Raw genomic sequence first — 18,569 nt, 5'->3', positions numbered from 1 at the left:
TAACGCCAAATACTTTCATTAGCCGGGCCAGGGCCGTCGAGATTCGCCGAGCCTCAAGGCATTAATCAGCTTCATGTTTGGTTCCGCACCCAATGAAAATTCATGCGCGGCCCAAGTGGCTAAATCGGCTTGGAGGACTGGGACTGCACATACAGCGCGGCGGCTTGGGTGCGCCGGGTGACATGCAGTTTTTCGAACACCGTGCTGAGATAGTTTTTCACGGTTTTCTCCGCCAGATTCATGGCTTGAGCGACCTCCTTGTTGGTCTGACCTTCGGCGATGAGGGCGAGGACGCGACTTTCCTGCGGCGAGAGGCCGTCGATGAGGTTGCGCGTGGTGGGGGTGTTGGACCGCACCAGTGACAACACGCGGGCGGTGATCGCCGGATCGAGGATCGATTTGCCGGCGGCGATATCCACGATCGATTGCACGAGCGCGGTGCCATTGATTTCCTTGAGCAGATAGCCATGGGCTCCGGCGCGGATGGCGTTGTCCACCATCTCTTCATCGGCGACGGAAGTGAGAATCAGCACCCGCGTATCAATATTGGCCCGACAGATGGTGCGGCAGGCATCGAAGCCGGTGCCGTCGGGCAGGCGGATGTCGAGCAAGACCACGTCGGGTTTGTGGTGCAGGACGGTCGCCACGCCGCCGGCCACGTCGCCGGCTTCCGACAGAATCTTGATCTGGGGCGAGCTGCTCAGCAGAGCCGTCAAACCGGCGCGCACGACTTCGCTATCGTCGACGATGACAATGGAGACGGCGGTGGCGGCGATGGGGGGCGTGCTCATGAGGTGACGATGGTTTTCCAGTGGATGGAGATGTGGGTGCCTTGGCCCGGCGCGCTCTTCATTTCGAATCGGCCGATGCCACGTTCGACCCGGGCGCGCATGTTGGCAAGTCCGTGGCCGCCGGGGCGGGCCCCCGCGAGGTCGAAACCGATGCCGTCGTCCCGAATGGTAAACTCCGTCCCGTCGTCGTTGCTGATCAGGCTGATCAACAATCTTTGCGCGCCACCGTGGCGGAGCGCGTTGCTCACGGCCTCACGGGCGATCTGCATGGACTCGGAGAGTTGCTCGTCGGAAAGGGCGATGGAGGCCTTTTCGTCGATTTTGAGATCCAGATCCAGCGGACGTCCGGCGCGCAGCTCGGTCACGATGTCGGTGAACCCCTGCGCGAGCGACTCCCGTCGAACCTGACGGGGGGTGAGGCCGCTGATGTAGCTGCGAATATCCGTGATGGTGCGGTTGATGAGTTCGAGGCCTTCGCCGAGCCGCTCGGTCGACAAATGGGGGTCGGCCGTGGCCTGCTGTTGTGCGGCTTGCAGGGTGAGGCCGGCGGCGTAGAGGGACTGGATCACGCCGTCGTGCAGGTCGCGACCCATGCGGATTTTTTCCTCCAGCGCCTGGTTGAGCAGTTGCAATCGATGGCGGGCCTCCGCTTCGGCGCGAATGCGTTCATCGCGCTCCTGGTCGAGCTCGGCTTGTTGTTCGACCGAGGTGCGCGCGAGCAGGGACAGGCTGCGCATGTCGCGGTCCCGGGTGGTGAAAGGGGATCGGGTTTCACGGTCGCGGAGCGGTTTGATCGCCGCAATCAACAGCAGCGCGACGACCAGCAGGACGGCGAATACGCCGAGCGCGATGACGACGCGGTGGAAGAGATTGAGGATCCGTTCGCCGGGCGGGGTGGCGGGGCGGGCGGCCAACCATTTGCCGTTGTCCAATGGTATCGTGGCCCGGTGGCGGTTCATTTCATCGCGGGGAATCGCAGGGTTGGCGATGATGCTGATCTCCGCTCCGGTGAGTTGAGCCAACTCCTCCAACCGCGCGGTGGGCCAGGGGGCGGAAATGCCGCCGGTCAGGTCGATGGCGTGCTGCAAACGCTCCGAAAGATCCAGGGCCGCTTGGGAGAGAATGCGGTTTTCCTGTTGGCGCAGCCAGACTTGGGCACCCAGCCCCGCGCCGACCAGGAGCAGCAGGAGCACGAGCGAAACCGTGATGAGGCGAGTCAGGGAAGACATGCGAGGCGGACCCACCGCTGACAGGCAAAGACCATCGCGTCAAAACCTTCGACAATCCGGCACGGCTGGCTTTGGTTGTCGGGCTCCCTCCATGAAGACCTTCTACATCACCACCGCGATCGACTATGTGAACGGTTCGCCACACCTCGGCCACGCCTACGAGAAGGTGCTGACGGACGTCATTGCCCGTTTCCGCCGCATGATGGGAGACGACGTGTATTTCCTGACCGGCACCGATGAACACGGTCAAAAAATCCAACAAAGCGCCCGTGCCCAAGGCGTCGAACCGCAGGCGTTCGTCGACGGGATTGCACCTCAATTCAAGGAGATGTGTGCGCGCTTGGATATTTCCAACGACGATTTCATCCGCACCACCGAGCCCCGCCACAAGCAGGTTGTCTGCAATCTGCTGCAGCAGCTCTACGACAAGGGCGAGATCTACAAGGCCGAATACCAGGGCTATTATTCGACGCGGCAGGAGCAGTTTCTTCAGGAAAAAGACCGCAACGAGGACGGCACGTGGCCGGAGATTTTCGGCGAAGTCACCGAGATCACGGAGTCCAACTACTTCTTTAAACTGGGCGCCTACCAGCCGTGGTTGATCGACTACATCAAGTCGCACCCCGATTTCATCATTCCGCGCTATCGCGCCAAGCAGGTGCTCGAGTTCCTGTCTGAGCCGCTCAACGACCTGTGCATTTCGCGTCCGAAAGATCGGTTGGAGTGGGGTATCCCGCTGCCGTTCGATCCGGATTTCGTGACTTACGTCTGGTTCGATGCCTTGACCAATTACTACTCGGCCGTCGCGGATAAACCCGGCCTGTGGCCCGCGAGTTTCCATGTCATCGGCAAGGACATCCTCGTGCCGCCGCACGCGGTTTATTGGCCGATCATGTTGCAGGCCGCCGGTCTCGCGGTTCCCCAGTCGATTCTCGCGCACGGTTGGTGGTCGGTGAACGGCTCCAAGATGTCCAAAAGCACGGGCAATTTCGTCGAGCCCATCGAGTTCGTGGACAACTTCGGCGTCGACGCTCTGCGCTACTTCCTGATCCGCGAAATGAGTGTCGGTCAGGATAGTGATTTTTCGATGGATCAGTTCCTCGTGCGTTACAACAGCGAGCTCGCCAACAACCTCGGCAACCTCGTCAACCGCACGCTCAACATGACCAACCGTTTCGCCACCGCAGTCGTGCCTCCCGCCGGCGACCCCGGTGAGCCCGAAGCCGCGCTCCAGGCGCTGTGGGAGAAAACGCGCGACGAGGTCATCCCGCTCTTCGAGGAATTTCAATTCAACGTCGGCCTCGAACGCGCGCTCGCCTTTATCACGGCGACCAACGCCTACATCGAACAGCGTGCGCCGTGGAAACTGGGCAAGTCCGAGGAGCCCGCCGATCAAGCGCTGTTGCAGACGTCACTCGCCACCATGGCGGAGGCGCTCCGTCTCGGCACGTCGCTCATGCAGGCCGTGATACCGGGTTCCGTGGACAAGATTCGCGGCGTGCTTGGCTACACCGCCGGCCACGTCTGGCGCGATGAACTGAATTGGGACGATCGCCTGCAGGGCAACGCCGTCGCCAAGACTTGCATCCTGTTCCCGCGTCCCGAGAAAAAAGCCTGATCCCTCCAGCCCCGGCTTCCGCTTGTTGCTCATCCGATGAAGGTCCTGCCGCTTCAGCCCGCCGACCACGCGTCGCCCGAGGCGCTGCGGGCCTTTCTCAGTCAATGTCAACGCGCGGCCCAAGCCGACGGGCAGGAGCGGCTCGTCAGCATCAGTATCACGGTAGGAGCGCTTGATCCCTTGGCCGTGCTCGAGGCGATTTACGAACCGGGCGCACCACACTTTTATGCGGAACATCCGTCGGAATGTTCTGCGATTGCCGGAGCGGAAGTCGCGGCGAGGGCCACATTCGCAGGACCGGAACGCTTCGCCGAGCTGCAGCGGTTTGCCGATGAAACCTTTGCCCGCACCATCGCAGTCGGTCCGGTCGACGCCCCGTTTGGCGGGCCGCATGTTTTTGTCGGAGCGGCGTTCGCCGACACCGTGGAGAACGATGAGCCGTTCCCGGCGATCATGGCTTTCGTGCCGCGTTGGCAAGTGGCCCGCGCCGGTGATGTCACCACCGCCGTGGCCAACGTGCCCGTCGCCCCCGACGCCGATCTCGATGCGTTGGCGGAGCGCGTGTGGCGGGCGCATCAAAAGTTTGCCGGTTTCTCGCTCACCGGAGCCGCCACCGAATCTCCCCGACAACCCCGTCAATTTACGTCCACGGAATCGTTCGACTACCGCGCCAGTGTGGCGGCGGCGCTGCGGCAAATCGATGCCGGTGATTTTGAAAAAATCGTGCTGGCGCGGGCGCTCGATATCGAGGCGGACGTGCCGTTTCATCCTCTGCAAACGTTGGATGGTTTGCGCGAGCGATTCCCGGATTGTTTTGCCTTCTCCATCGCCAACGGTCGGGGCGACAGCTTCATCGGGGCGAGTCCCGAACGGCTCGTGCGCGTGAGCCAGGGCATGCTCGAAGCCGATGTGCTCGCCGGCACGATCCGCCGCGGCGTCGGCGCGGTCGACGATGCGGCGATGGGCGCGGCCCTGCTTGCCAGTGACAAGGACCAGCGGGAACACGCGGTCGTGCTGGCTTCGGTGCGGCGACGGTTGGAGGCCCTCGGCTTGGCGTTGGAACATCCCGCCCAGCCGGGTCTGCGCAAACTCGCCAACCTGCAACACTTGCACACGCCGGTTCGAGCCCGACTGCCGGACGGTATCCGATTGTTGGATGCATTGGCCGTGTTGCACCCGACGCCGGCCGTCGGTGGTGCCCCGCGCGAAGCCGCCGTGGCCGCGATCCGCGACTTGGAGGGATTCCCGCGCGGACTCTATGCCGGTGCGCTCGGCTGGATGAATGCGCGGGGCGGGGGAGAGTTCATGGTGGGCATTCGTTCGGCCTTGGTGCGCGACCAACGGGCGCGGGTTTACGCCGGGGCGGGCATCGTGGCCGGGTCCACCCCCGACAAGGAGTTTGCGGAAACCGACCTGAAGTTTAAGGCTTTGCTGGACGCGCTGCAACCACCGCGATGATGACGATTGATTTTCGAAACACGAACAGCCTGTGGTGCTCCGTCGCCGTGGAGACGTTGCACCGGTGCGGGTTGCGTCATGCCGTGGTTTCTCCCGGATCGCGATCCACTCCGCTTACCATGGCGTTGGTGGCCCACCCGCAGATCGAAACCGTGCCGGTGCTCGACGAGCGTTCGGCGGGATTTTTTGCCCTCGGGCTGGCGCGCCGCACCCATCGCGCCGTGGTATTGGTATGCACCAGTGGCAGCGCCGGCGCCCATTACCTGCCGGCGCTGATCGAGGCGCGGGAATCCCGGGTGCCGTTGCTCGTGATCACAGCCGACCGGCCGCCGGAAATGCGAGACTGCGCGTCGGGGCAGACGATCGATCAACACAAATTGTTTGGCGACTACGCGCTCTGGTATCACGAACTGGCCGTGCCGGAACCGCGCCTGGAATTACTGGGGTATTTGCGACAGACTTTGCGACAGGCTTGGCAGCGGGCGGCGGCGGGACCGGTGCACTTGAATGCGCCTTTCCGCGATCCGTTGCCACCGGTGGCGGACGACAGCACTGCGGCCCTCGCGATTGACGAATCGTTTTTCGCCCAGCCCGAAGCCCCCACGACAGAGCGGGGACAGGTGAAGCTACACCAACGTGTGACTACGGCTCGTGGGATCTTCATCGCCGGTCCCGCGCAGCCCGCCGACCCCACGGCCTATGCCGCGGCGATCGGAGACTTGGCGCGGTCGACCGGATGGCCAATTCTGGCCGATGTGCTTTCGCCCCTGCGGCAAAACGCGCCCGCCGACGTCACGGTGATCACCACCTACGATACCCTGCTGCGCAACGAAACTCAGGCACGTGACCTCACGCCGCGCTATGTGATCGCGCTCGAAGCGTGGCCGACGAGCAAAGTCCTGCGGCAGTGGTTGGAGCAAAGCCAGGCGGAGATTCTGATGGTCTCGGAACACGCCGGCGGTCGGGACGCGATTCACGGCAAGACGCGGGCCATCAACGCTCCGGTCACGGCGCTTGCCATCGACGGCGCGCCGATTCGTGACGCCGCTTATTTGCGCGCATGGGCCACGGCGGAGCAGCGGGGGCGCGATCGTTTGGATTCATGGATGGCGAGTGAGGCGGCGAAATATTTCGAAGGCCGCATCGCTTGGAACCTTGCGCAATGCCTGCCGGAAGGCGCGGCACTATGCGTCGCCAACAGCATGCCCGTGCGCGATCTGGAGTATTTCTGGCCGGCGTCCAACCGCGGTATCGAGGTGTTCTTCAGCCGGGGGGCCAATGGCATCGACGGCACGTTGTCCACCGCCCTGGGGGTGGCTCATGATGCCGGTCGACCGGTGGTGTTGCTGACCGGCGACCTCGCTTTTCTGCACGATGCCAACGGCTTGCTCTCCGCCGCGGTTTTGCGCGGCGGACTGACGGTGGTGCTGATCAATAATGCCGGTGGAGGCATTTTTGAGCACCTGCCGGTGGCTGCGTTTGATCCTCCATTCGAACGCTATTTCGCCACGCCGCAGCACGTCGATTTTGCCCCGCTATGCGCCGCCCACGGTGTGGCGTATCAACTTATCCATGACCACGACGAGCTGGTTCACGCGGTGAAGAAGTCATCGCCCACCGGCGTGCGTGTCCTGGAGATACGCACCGACCGCAAGGCGGATGCAGCCACCCGCAAGCGGTTGTTTCGCGAACTCGCGCGATAGCGCGAAGGAGGGGCGATGTCAGAGCATCGGATTCCAGCGGTAGGCACGCACGACGTCGTCCTTCATCAACGGAATCAGGAGCAGTGACTTTTCAATGACGTATTCGTGGTCGGCCGACCCCTGGACCAATGTCATGATCTTGGTTGGTTTTCCCTTGGACGTCACCGCCATGACATCGCCGGTGAGCCAGTCGGTGGTGGTGTAGCCGCCGTGTCCGTCGGGCTCGAGGCCGTCGATGTGACAGATGGGTTCATTGCCCAAACGACCAATGGTTTTCGTGGCGTAGCTCACGGTGGAGATGTGCCCGAGTTCCTCAACCTCGTCGGAGATACGATGCGACCAGCCCCCGAGCAGCAGGCGCTCCGCTTCGGCGCGCAGCCCGTTCAGTCCGCCGGTGATGCTGGTGTCGATTTGGACCCAAGGCTCAAATTTTCCGGCATGCAGGCGAAAGACCGCCTTCACGCGTGGGCTGAAGACGTAGACATTGCCGTCGGGATCGGCGGTGCAATCGTTGAACCAAGCCGGTTCGCCGTCGGCGGGCGCGTGACGGGCCACGATTTTCCCAGAGGCCAGGTCGATTTCGACCATGTCGTTGTCATCGCCCACGTAGAGGCGACCATTGGCGACGGCGAGTCCCTTGGGATTGTCGAAGCCCTCGACCCATTTCAAATCGAGGATGGTTCCGGCCGTGCTGACGCGGCTGATGAAGCCGTCGCCCGGGGTGGCCCCGTCTCCGTAGGTGCCCATGTTGGAGACGTAGTAGACGTCGTTCGGTTGATCATAGACGATCGACTCCGGTCCCATGAAACCGTCGGATTCCCACAGCAGCTCGGGAGGATGGGCATGGAGACCGAGAGCGGCTGTAATCGACAGGGCAAGGACGGCGAAGGCGGATCGTTTCATGAAGGGGCAGGGGCAGAGATGGAGGTTTCGAATTGGAGCACCATGAGATCGTCGCGTTGCCGCCAATGGGTCGAGCGCCAGAATGCTTTACCTTCATCGTTGTCCGCAAACATATGGATCGTCGCGCGGGGAATGCCGTAACGTTGCAGGTGTTGCAGGCAACTCTCCGCGAGGGCGCGGCCCAGGCCGCTGCGTTGATGAGCCGTTGCGACAGCCAAGTGATACAGGAATCCGCGGCGACCGTCATGCCCGCACAATACCGTGCCCACGATTTCATCGCCGCAGGCCGCCACGCGACTGAAGCCGGGGTTGCGTTGCAGGAACGCGGTCAAATTGGCGGGGGAATCAGACGCGGTCAGCCCGATGCCGGATGACGTCTCCCAAAGATGGAGAGCCGCAGGGATATCGGATGACAGGAAGGTGCGCAGTTGAACAGGGGGCATCAAGGGACAACGGCCCCAGTCCCCGCGAGCGCAACCCGGCCCCGTGCGCCGCAGAGGCTACAACTGCACCGGCAGTCCGATCTCGATCACCTGGGTCGGGAGGATTTGGTAGTAGTCTTTCACCGGGCGGGCGTTGCGGCTGAGAAACGCGTAGAGCGCTTTTTGCCACTCAAACATGCGCGCGTTGCCTCCGCCGACGATCATCTCGCGGTTGAAATAGAACGTGGTGGATTGCACGTCGACCTTCACGCCGGCCTCGGCGATGCGGCCGCAGAGTTCGGCCACGTTGGGTGATTCCATGTAGCCATAGCGGCCGATGGCCCGCCACACGCCGGAGCCCTTTTCCTCCAATGTCAGTCGCTCTTCGCTGGGCACAGTGGGGACCTCTTCGGTCAGAATGGTCAGCAGCACCACGGTCTCCTGCAGCGCCTTGTTGGCCTTGAGGTGATGGAGCAGGGCCAGCGGAGTGCCGGTGGGGTTGCCCACCATGAAAATCGCACTGCCGGGCACCCGGAAAATGTGGCTGCTCTTGGCAATGTCGCCGAGCTCGATTCCGGCAATGGCGTCACCGTAGACTTTTTCCTGAATCTCCAGCCGTCCGCTCTTCCACGTGAGCATGGTGGCGAGCAAGGTCAGGCCGATGGCAATGGGCAGCCAGCCGCCGTCGAAGAATTTGGGCAGGTTGGCGAAGAAAAAACCGAGGTCGATGGACCAGAAAAACAAGCACAACAGTGCGGCCGGGATGATGCTCCATTTCCATCGGCGCGTCATCACGAAGAACAAGGCAAACGTGGTTACCGCCATGGTGCCGGTGACCGCGATACCGTAGGCGGCGGCCAACGCAGAGGACGACTTGAAGAGCAACACCGTGGCGATCGCGCCGGCGGCGAGACCGAAATTGATCAATGGCACGTAGATCTGACCGCGTTGCTCGGCATTGGTGTGCATGACTTTCAAGCGCGGGAAATAGCCCAGTTGCATGGCCTGGCGCACGAGCGAAAAGGTGCCCGAAATCAGCGCCTGACTGGCAATGATGGCGGCAAAAACCGACAGTAACATGAGCGCGCCGCGCAGCGGACCCTCCGGCGCCAGGGCGAGGAACGGGTTCGCCGTGTGCTCGGGGTGCGCGATGACGTAAGCGCCTTGCCCGAAGTAGTTTAGCGTGAGTCCGGGCAGGACCAGTCCATACCAAGCCCGCAGGATGGCCTCGCGTCCGAAGTGCCCCATGTCCGCGTAAAGCGCTTCCACGCCCGTGATGGCCAACACCACCGAACCAAGAATCTTGGTCACCAGTTCCGGGTGATGCTGAAACAGGTTTACCGCGTGGATGGGATTGAGTGATCCCAACACCGCCGGAGCCGTGAAAATGTGATACAATCCCAGCAGTCCGAGGGTCGAGAACCACACCAACATCACGGGGCCGAACATCGCCCCGATACGATGCGTGCCGTGGCGTTGCACCCAGAACAACGCGATCAGAATCACGATGCAGATCGGAATCACATAATCCTCCATGCCGGGCAAAATGACCTGCAATCCCTCCACCGCACTGAGCACCGAAATTGCCGGGGTGATCACGCCTTCGCCGCAAATCATGGCGGCACCGGCCAGCACCACCAGCACGCCCCAGGTGATCTTTTTCTTGGATTGCGGACCACGGTCCAGTCCTCCGAGGGCGAGCAGGGCGAAGATGCCGCCTTCCCCCTTGTTGTCGGCGCGCATGACGACGGTCGCGTATTTAAAACTCACCACGAGGGCGAGCGACCAGAAGATCAACGAGAGCACGCCGAACACGCCGTCGGCACGTTCGTGCACGGGCAGATGCTCAATCGATTCCCGCAAGGCGTAGAGTGGGCTGGTGCCGATATCGCCGAACACGACGCCGAGGGCACCAATGGCCAATCCGATACGAAGCCCCGAGGCAGAGTCAGCAGACGAGTGTGCATTACTCATGAATGGTGAGCAGTTGTGCCGATGGGGCTGGGAATCTCCAAGCGGAATCTTCGCGTCGCAATTCTCCTGCTTGAGTCGGTTGACGCGGTGCCGTCGAACTCCACAGTTTCGGGCATGAGTCTTCCCGACTGGCAGGTCGTCAAACCCTTCCGCGACATCCTCTACCACAAGGCCGATGGTATCGCGAAGATCACCATCAACCGCCCCGAAAAGCGTAATGCGTTTCGCCCGGAAACTGTTTTCGAGCTAAACGAGGCGCTCAACGATGCGCGCGAGGATACTTCCGTCGGCGTCGTGCTGCTGACCGGGGCCGGTCCCCACACCGACGGGAAATACGCGTTCTGTGCCGGCGGCGACCAGAGTGTGCGCGGTCACGCCGGTTACGTCGGGGCCGATGGCGTGCCGCGGCTCAATATCCTGGATGTGCAGAAACTCATTCGCTCCATGCCCAAGGTGGTCATCGCGCTCGTCGCGGGCTATGCCATCGGCGGAGGTCACGTGCTGCATCTCGTCTGCGACCTGACCATCGCGGCGGACAATGCCATCTGTGGTCAAGTGGGGCCGAAGATGGGCAGTTTTGATGGCGGATTCGGATCGAGTTATCTGGCCCGAATCGTCGGCCAGAAAAAGGCCCGGGAAATTTGGTATCTGTGCCGCCAATACAACGCGGAAGAGTCACTGAAGATGGGCCTCGTCAATACGGTCGTGCCGATCGAACAACTCGAGGCCGAAGGCGTGCAATGGGCCCGCGAGATTCTCGATCACAGTCCGCTGGCGATCCGCTGTCTCAAGGCCGCCTTTAATGCCGACGTCGACGGTCAGTCCGGCCTCCAGGAACTCGCCGGCAACGCCACCTTGCTCTACTACATGAGCGAGGAAGCGAAGGAGTTTCACTCGGCCCAGCGTGAAAAACGCAAACCCGACGCCCGGCGGTTTCCCTGGTTGCCGTAAGATCGGAGGGACCGATTCCACCCGGTCCGCGTTGCGTGGAGTTGCGTCGGAGGCAGCGACGAAGAGGCAACGCGGACGACGTGGAAGTCGTCCCTCCCGCCGCGACGATTCCACGGAGGGACCGGTTCCACCCGGTCCGCGTTGCGTGGAGTTGCGTTGGAGGCGGGGACGAAGAGGCAACGCGGACGACGTGGAAGTCGTCCCTCCCGCCGCGACTATTCCACGGAGGGGCCGGTTCCACCCGGTCCGCGTTGCGTGGAGTTGCGTTGGAGGCAGCGACGAAGAGGCAACGCGGACGAGGTGGAAGTCGTCCCTCCGGTAGAGTCTATTCCACGGAGGGACCGGTTCCACCCGGTCCGCGTTGCGTGGAGTTGCGTTGGAGGCAGCGACGAAGAGGCAACGCGGACGACGTGGAAGTCGTCCCTCCGGCCGCGACTATTTCACGGAGGGATCGGCTCCACCGGGTCCGTTACTTGGTTTGCGCGCGGTCATCCGACTCTGCACTCGGCTCCCGATACACCGCCGCCAACTGTCGGAAGAGCGCTTCGAGCCGCGCATAATAATCGTCCTCCGTTAAGATGGTTTTTTGCGCCCGGAGTCGGGTGACTTTTGTCTCCAGCGCGTCGCGGCGCGCGCGTTGGTCGGGTGTGAGTGCGAGTTCCGCCGCTGAAGGGACGAGCGATAGCAATCGGGCGCGTGTGCCATCCGGCACCGCCGTGGGATCGGTCGGTGTTTTGGCCAGTCGGGTGCCGTTGAAAAAATCGTAGGGTGTGCCGCGGCGATCGCCGTTGTCGTCAATGATGGCGTGTTCGGTGGCGAGGCGGCCGCTTTCCGCGTAAAACGCCTGCACCTCCTGCGACGCCGTGACGAAGGCTTCGAGCACCGAGGTCTGCCCGTCCTGATCGATATCAGCATCCGGGCTGGTGATGGCGTCGGCAAAGTGGCGACCGAAGCGCGCAAAATTGACCTCGTTGCCGCTCTCCGTTGCCGCGACGATGATGCGGTTCGGTCCGGACAGGGCGTCGACAAACGGTGCGCTCGCCGCGCCGCTGTGGACGAAGACCAATGAGCGCTGCACGGGACTCAGCCACGTGCTCATTTCCGTGGCCGACACATCGGGGCCGGGTAGATTCATTCGGGCCGTGCTACCGTCGAACGAGCCATGACCCACGAAGACAATCCATATGGGGCGGTCATCCGGTTCGAGTCGCGACGCGATCCAGGTTTGCATCTCGTCTCGACTGTTTTCCCCGGCGGCGCTCCCCACGGTAGTGAGGCTCAAGTCGGCCGCCGCCGCCGCTTCGATCCACGCGTCGGCAGTGGCTTGGAAGACCTCCGCATAACTCGACTCGCCGGCGGCACCGATCACGAGCAGCAGCTCTCCACGATCTTCCGCGGCGTTCAAAATGGGGACGCCACCCAGGACCAGCCACAGGCAGGTGAAGAAACGCATTTTCATCACGGTAAACCTTTCCAACGTCGCCACGCCCATTCGGCCAGGAAGCAGCCGAGCACGAGTAAAAATACCACGCCGTTGTGCCAAAGCGGCAGCGAACGTGTTTCCGTGATCGGCACCGGCGCCCGCACGAGTTTTTCGACGAGCGCGTTGAGTCCGACAGAGTCGTTCAGCCGCGTGACTTCGCCGCCGGTCTGAGCTGCGAGGGATTGCAGCAGCGCTAGGTTGGGTTCCAGCGAGGCGAACTCCGCCGCCAAGGGATCGTGAACCCATCCGGCGGAATCTCGTCCGATGAGTTTGCCGGTGCGATCGGATACCTCGGCTTCAACGCGATAACCGCCGGGTTGACGCGCCGTGAATTCCGCCCCGTAGCGCCCCGGGCCGTCGACTTCCGGTTCCGCGTTGAAGGTCACCGTTTCAAAGGATGCGACGATAGATGGCGTCGCGGAGTTCGGCGAGGTCATCCGGCTGATTTTAAGTTGAGCGTTCGCCAAGTCGAGAGGGCGGTAGGATTCATCGCGAGCGACCACCTGTATTTTCATGGCGCCCGGTTCGCCGCCGGCGGAGATTTTCAAGTCCACGCGACCCGGCACATCCGTGACCAACCAGCGCGCGAGTTGCCGCCAAAATCGGGAAAGATCTTCGTTGGCCGCCGCGTCCTTCATGCCCCAGCGCCAGAGGTCACCGACGGTCAACGTCGCGACGCGACCCACGCCAAAGCGCTGAGCCGACAGTGCCGGAAAATCGCGGCCATCCTGATCGGTGACGGTGGCCAGCACGGTGGCGCCGGGTTTGGTGGAGGCGAGGGCATTGGTGATGAGGAACGGGCTCATCGCATCCAATCGATCCCGCTCATCGGCGGCGTTGGCGCGAATGCGGGTCCACGGTTCCAGCCAGCCTTCGCGAGTGAGATTCCAGCGCAGTTCACCCCGCGGACGTTGCGCCACCGAGCGGTCGAGATAGACCGGCAACGCCGCCGCGAGCGGGCTGTCCTGATAACCGCCGTTCTCGAGCGCATCGACGCCGCCGAGCACGAGCAATCCGCCGCCGCGTTCCGCGGCAAATCGTCTGAGCAGCATTTGTTGGCTGGCGTTAAAAAACTCCGCTTCGACGTCGTCGAGGATGAGGGCATCATAGCTGAACAACTCTTCGGCCGTGCGCGGAAACCCAGCTCGCAACTCGTCTTCGTCGCGCGTGTTGACCCGGGTCAGCACCGCTTCGTCGTAGCGAGGTGCAGCGTCGGTATCGCGATCGAAACCGCGGAATAACGGATTATTGGATTCACCGGCACGGCCGCGAAATTCGAATTTGGGTTCGCGGCGAGCCAGCCGGATCAACCCCACCAGATCAAGTTGGGGGTCGCGACTCAGAGCCCGGTTGAGAAACTTGAATTCCCAGTTTGGTCGACCCCCCACGTAGAGAATACGATAGGTCGGCCGACCGCGATCGACCATCACGTAGCGGTGATTGTTGAGCGTGGTGGCTTCCGTGACCGCCGTCTCCGGCGACAGGTCGGCCTGCAGAGTGTAGAACTGGATGCCTTCGCCCGATGGACGCCATTCGAAGGTGGCTTCCGTTTCGGTCGTGTCTCCGGTAAGCTCGACCGACCGGACCGCGGGCACCTCGCCGGAGCTTGTATCCAAAGAGCGGACACTCAGCTGGGTCGACTGACTGGCCATGCCGGTGCTGGCCACGGCCGCACGCAGGGTGACCGGCGCGTCATCAAACGCGGTCTGCCGGAGATCGGCGCGCGTCACGCGCACGTCGCGCACCGCACCGGGCGACCCGACGACCACCGGGAAGATAGGCGGGAAATCCGCAGCCATGCCACCATCGGAACCGAGGTCCGTGGCGTTGCCGTCGGTAAGCAGAATCACACCGGCCAGCGGTTCCGAGGCCAAACGTTCACGCAGCTGGGTGAGCGCCCGCCCGAGGTCGGAACGGTCGCCTTGGAAATCCAGGACGGAAAATTCGCTGACGCGCCGGACGTCGTGGTCGAAGATGTAGGACCGGGTTTGGAACTCGTTTCGCAGATTCTCCAACCATGGTGTCGCGGGGGTGGTGAGGGCTGCCTGCAACTGGCTCGCGCGACTGGAGGCGGCGCCGATTTCGGTGATCTCCAAACCACGGCCATTGTCGGCCAGAATCGCGACGACGTTGGCCCCTCGTTTGGCGCGAGTGACCACCCACTGCGGATCGAGCAACGTGAGCAACAGCAAGCCGATGCCGAGACCGCGCAAACTCAGCCCCACCGCGAGAGCACCGCGATTGGGCTCGGCCGGTTTCAAGGCAAACCATGCCAACGGGCCGAGCACCACCGCCACGAGCAGCGCCACGGCCCACCACGAGGTGCCGGCAAAGTTGATGGCCGCAAGGATCACAGGGGGCGGACCGTCGCTCAATTGGCGCCTCCCAATGCTTCGTAATATTGGCGCACGGCCTCGGCGTATTTGTCGGGAACCGGATCGCGATCGATCGGTTGAAGCGAAGTGGGATCCTCGCGCCGCGCGATCTCCTGATCGAGCCAACGCCGCACCTCGTTGAGCGGGCTGACGACTCCGGTATCGACCAGGTCCCACTGCGGGGCGGCTCCGTTGCGTTTCCACTCGCGGCGTAAATCCTCGGCTTCGCCCCGGGCTTCGGCCAGACGCTGCCGCAGGTCTTCGCTTTCCAGCAGGCTCTCAACGGTGCGGAGACGATCTGCCCAGTCGCCGAAGTCACGGCCCGTGATTGGACCATTGCCTTCGCGTCGGCCTTCGCCCCCGCGTCGGGTGCCCCCCGGCAGCAGCCGCGCCAAGGTCTCCTCGAATGATTCGACCGGCTCAGGGCCCGAAGGCGTGGAACTCGGCTGATCGCCGACACCGTTGCCGGGCGAAGCTCCCGATTGGTCGCCCGTGGTGGAGGTGGCGGTCGCGACGCGGGCGCCTTCTCCGGGCTCATTCGATGGCGTCGTGCCGTTTTGTTCGTCGGAACTTGGTCCCTCGCCGCCGGCAACACGAAGTTCGCCTTCACCTTCGCCCGGAGCGGGGCGGGTTCCGGGCTCGGTGCCCGGTTCGGTCCCGGTTCCGGTTAGTTCCTCGCCGGATTCACGGCCGGGGATGGAGGTCGGGCTTTGCGTGGTTCCGGGCTCGCTTGGTGTCGGACGTTCGCCGCCGAGTTCGCGGGCGAGTTGTTCGAGTTCGTTGCGGGCAAATTTCATCTCGGTGGCTTCGCTGCCGAGCACGGATTCGGCGGCGCGTTCGATACTGGCTTGCAGCTGCTCGAAGGCTTCGCCGACTCCCGCTTGCTGGCGTCGGGCTTGGTCGAGAAAACCACGACGGAGCAGCTCAGCACTGGTTTCCAATTCGCGCGAGGGACCGTCGGAGCCTTGCTCGCGCATCAAATCGTAGAGCTGGCGGTGAAGGGTGGGCTCGGTGCCTTCGCTGTCCTCTGTGATCTGGCGCATGTCGCGTAGCAGATTGCCGTGGCGTTCGCGTTGTGCATCGAGCGACTCGGCCAGCGCCTCCCGGGAAGCGGAGTCGTCGAGCGACGGTGGCTTCTCTTGCTCGTCGCGCCATTGTTGGGCGAGCTGATCTTGTTGGGCGGAAAGCTCGCGGGCCTGTCGGCGCAGTTCACGAAGTTGTTCGCTGAATACACTCGATGATTCTTCGCGCAGCTGTTCGCGCGTGGACTCGAGGGATTCCTGTGCGCGGGTCCCCGAGGCCAGGGCGGAGGACACTTCGCCGGACGAAAGCCGTTCGCTCACCTCCTGCATGTCCTCGCGTGATTGGTCGAGTTGTTGGCGGGCCTGTTCGCGCTGCTCGCCGGAGTTCATGCGATCGAGATTTTGGCGAGCCTCGTCGAGGTCGGCCAACATGCGGCGTTGTTCCTCTTCGAGCCGTTTCAGTTCACGGCGAATGCGGTCGCGCTCAGCTTCGTCATTCGCGGCGGCGAGAGCGGTCTGCAACTCCTGCAATCGCTCGTTCAAATCCTGCTGACGGCGGGAAAGGTCTTTGAGTTTGGAAAGCAGGTTGAGCTGTTCCCGGTCTTCCGGCGAGGTGGGCGACTCGGCTTCGCTGGCGGTTTCGTAGTTGTTGGCTTCGTTGCGCAGTCGGAGCTGGTTGATCTGACCTTGATTGCGCTGGCCGCTGCCGCCTTGGCCGGAGTTTTGGGCGACGTTTGTTTCGCGAGGTTGCAGTTTCAGTAACGCGCGGTAGGCGCTTTGCGATGCGGTCCAGGCGTCAGCCAGCGGGTCGAGGGACGCCGACTCGGCGGCATCGTCCAGTTCCTCGGCGGCGATTTTCATGGACTGTCCCGCGAGCGATGCGGCGCCGCGCAGGCGGGGTTCTTCGAGACGGGCGCGCATCTCTTCGAGTTGGGCGCGGGCGGTGTTTTGGGAGTCGCGCAGCGTGGCGACATCGGCCGTGTAGGTGGGGCCGACCAGGGATGATTGTTGGAGGTTCCAGATGGCAATCGAGAGCTGACGTTGGATTTGGAGCAGATCCGCCGCTGGTCCGCCCCCACCTTCGCCGCCACCGCCGCCGGAAACATCCTCGCGAAAGATTTCGTCAAACGGGCGCACCTCGGCAAAAAAGAGATCACTGGTCGTGCGTCGAATTTGGCCGTCGGGGGCAAAATCATCGGCCCAGGCAAACCAGGTCACCAATTCGTCGACCTCGACGCCGGCGTCCTCCAAGGCGAGCAAATAGGAAACATCGGCTTCGAGTTTCGGAGCCGATGACGTGGCGTCGGCGAATGATCGGTAGTCGGGCTCGCCGTTGCCCACCGCCGTGGCGAGCCCGAAGTCGAGCAGGCCGAAGTCGTCGCTCACTTTGGCTTGAAAGTGAATTTCCTGCAATGGTGTCACGCGTTGATCACCGCGGGGAAAATCGATCTTCAGATCGGGGCGTTTGTTTTGGGTGACTTCGATGCGGATGTCGGCGGGAGCCGGATCGGCCCGATTCTCGTGATCGAACAACTGCAGCTTGTAACGGGCGGACTCGGCCAACGTGAAGGTGGTGCCAAATGTGGTGCGATCGGCATTGCGGGGCGCGAGCGGAAGGACGTTGCCGTGCTCGTCCTGCAATGCGGCGGTGGCAAGCGCACGACTGACGTGAAAAACGTAGTCGAGCTGCGTGCCCTCGACCGCACTGATGCGCCGCGTATCGGTAATCGTGCGGTCGGTGTAGCCGGTGTAGTCCGGATAGTCCAACGAGGCATCGGCGCGGACCAGATGCGGCAATTCGAAAACGGTGAGCGCGAACTCGTCAGTGCGTCCGTCAGGATACTCGATCGCATAGACCGTGTCGGATTCGACGTTGGCCAAGGTGAACGCATAGACCGGATCCGACAAGCTGGGGGCCATCGACTCGCGCCCCGTTTGACCATCGGCGTTTTGCCACACCAAGTTGGCGCTGGCCGGTAATTTCCCCGGAAAACGTGCGGCCACCACCACGGTTGCTCCGGTTTCCACTTCCACATCGCCGGGAGTGACCTCGATGCCGGAGCCATGTGCGATCGCAGCGCCGACGGACTGGAATGGCCAAGCGAAATCGAACGGCGTGCGGTAGCGCAGCGCCATTACGCCCAGGCCGATCGCCGCGCCGATCGCGATGGCGTGGGCGGGTCCGAGCCAACGAGCCTGCGTGCGCGGGGTCTGATGCCACACGGCCGTGGCAGCGTGATCCAGAGCGTGGCGCAGCAACCGGCGTTGCAAAAAATGGAGTTTGCCGCCCGAGCCGGGCGATTGCTCGGCGGCGGTGCGCAGGGCTTCCTGCAGCTCCGGATGTTCGCGTTCGATTTCGCGGGCCGTGGCGATGATGTCCAATCGGTCACGCCAAAGTTTCCACAGCGAGAGGGCGGTGGCCGTGGCGAAAACCGCGACCAGCGCCGGACCCATCCACGGAGCGAAACCGTCCCATTGGAACCGCGCCAACAACAGGACCAGCGTCGCTCCACCGGCCGAGCACCAAACAATCACGCCGCGTTGGTGGGTGCGAACGGACTGATACTGCCGCGCAATCGAGCGCAGCTCCTCATGGAGCCGGGCATCAAAGGAAAAAAACAGTCGCAAAGGGCGGCGCAT

Annotated in this window: 12 protein-coding genes; 4 read left to right on the top strand and 8 right to left on the bottom strand. The window is 63.0% G+C overall.

The window, feature by feature from the left end; genetic code table 11:
• Positions 1–119: 119 nt before the first annotated feature.
• Positions 120–791: a response regulator gene (locus tag PXH66_RS09390; RefSeq protein WP_330928215.1), complete on the bottom strand. Its 672-nt coding sequence runs from the start codon at positions 789–791 to the stop codon at positions 120–122.
• Positions 788–2,020 (bottom strand): sensor histidine kinase, encoded by a 1,233-nt coding sequence (locus tag PXH66_RS09385; protein WP_330928214.1) that lies wholly within the window; start codon positions 2,018–2,020, stop codon positions 788–790. The genes PXH66_RS09390 and PXH66_RS09385 overlap by 4 nt, the downstream gene beginning before the upstream one ends.
• A 91-nt stretch (positions 2,021–2,111) precedes the next feature.
• Here PXH66_RS09385 and metG point away from each other — a divergent pair, with 91 nt between their 5' ends.
• The 3 genes from metG to menD are packed head-to-tail and all read left to right on the top strand — an operon-like array spanning position 2,112 to position 6,799.
• A complete protein-coding gene (metG, locus tag PXH66_RS09380; protein ID WP_330928213.1) occupies positions 2,112–3,638 on the top strand; it encodes a methionine--tRNA ligase in 1,527 nt (508 codons plus the stop codon).
• 36 nt (positions 3,639–3,674) lie between these two features.
• A complete protein-coding gene (locus tag PXH66_RS09375; RefSeq protein WP_330928212.1) occupies positions 3,675–5,096 on the top strand; it encodes an isochorismate synthase in 1,422 nt (473 codons plus the stop codon).
• On the top strand, positions 5,093–6,799 hold the full coding sequence (gene menD, locus PXH66_RS09370) for a 2-succinyl-5-enolpyruvyl-6-hydroxy-3-cyclohexene-1-carboxylic-acid synthase (RefSeq protein WP_330928211.1): 1,707 nt from the start codon (positions 5,093–5,095) through the stop codon (positions 6,797–6,799). The genes PXH66_RS09375 and menD overlap by 4 nt, the downstream gene beginning before the upstream one ends.
• An 18-nt stretch (positions 6,800–6,817) precedes the next feature.
• Here the strand turns inward: menD and PXH66_RS09365 are convergent, their stop codons facing one another.
• The 3 genes from PXH66_RS09365 to PXH66_RS09355 are packed head-to-tail and all read right to left on the bottom strand — an operon-like array spanning position 6,818 to position 10,098.
• Entirely contained in the window at positions 6,818–7,702 is an 885-nt protein-coding gene (locus tag PXH66_RS09365) for an SMP-30/gluconolactonase/LRE family protein (protein WP_330928210.1), read from the bottom strand.
• Positions 7,699–8,145, bottom strand: a complete 447-nt coding sequence (locus PXH66_RS09360; protein ID WP_330928209.1) for a GNAT family N-acetyltransferase — start codon at positions 8,143–8,145, stop codon at positions 7,699–7,701. The genes PXH66_RS09365 and PXH66_RS09360 overlap by 4 nt, the downstream gene beginning before the upstream one ends.
• Positions 8,146–8,202: 57 nt before the next feature.
• Entirely contained in the window at positions 8,203–10,098 is a 1,896-nt protein-coding gene (locus PXH66_RS09355; protein ID WP_330928208.1) for a potassium transporter Kup, read from the bottom strand.
• 114 nt (positions 10,099–10,212) lie between these two features.
• Here PXH66_RS09355 and menB point away from each other — a divergent pair, with 114 nt between their 5' ends.
• Positions 10,213–11,049: a 1,4-dihydroxy-2-naphthoyl-CoA synthase gene (gene menB / locus PXH66_RS09350; protein ID WP_330928207.1), complete on the top strand. Its 837-nt coding sequence runs from the start codon at positions 10,213–10,215 to the stop codon at positions 11,047–11,049.
• A 469-nt stretch (positions 11,050–11,518) separates the two neighbouring features.
• Here the strand turns inward: menB and PXH66_RS09345 are convergent, their stop codons facing one another.
• From PXH66_RS09345 to PXH66_RS09335, 3 genes are read right to left on the bottom strand one after another with little or no spacing between them, the layout of a single operon-like run.
• The gene (locus PXH66_RS09345) at positions 11,519–12,502 is read right to left on the bottom strand and encodes a hypothetical protein (protein WP_330932335.1); all 984 of its coding nucleotides are present in this window, start codon (positions 12,500–12,502) and stop codon (positions 11,519–11,521) included.
• A gap of 5 nt (positions 12,503–12,507) precedes the next feature.
• The gene (locus tag PXH66_RS09340; RefSeq protein ID WP_330928205.1) at positions 12,508–14,886 is read right to left on the bottom strand and encodes a hypothetical protein; all 2,379 of its coding nucleotides are present in this window, start codon (positions 14,884–14,886) and stop codon (positions 12,508–12,510) included.
• A 17-nt stretch (positions 14,887–14,903) separates the two neighbouring features.
• Positions 14,904–18,569, bottom strand: coding sequence for a hypothetical protein (locus tag PXH66_RS09335; protein WP_330928204.1), 3,666 nt, complete (start codon positions 18,567–18,569; stop codon positions 14,904–14,906).

This window comes from Synoicihabitans lomoniglobus (assembly GCF_029023725.1).
Lineage (GTDB): Bacteria > Verrucomicrobiota > Verrucomicrobiia > Opitutales > Opitutaceae > Actomonas > Actomonas lomonigloba.
The sequence above is the reverse complement of the archived record's forward strand: the minus strand, read 5'-3'. Positions and strand labels throughout refer to the sequence as shown.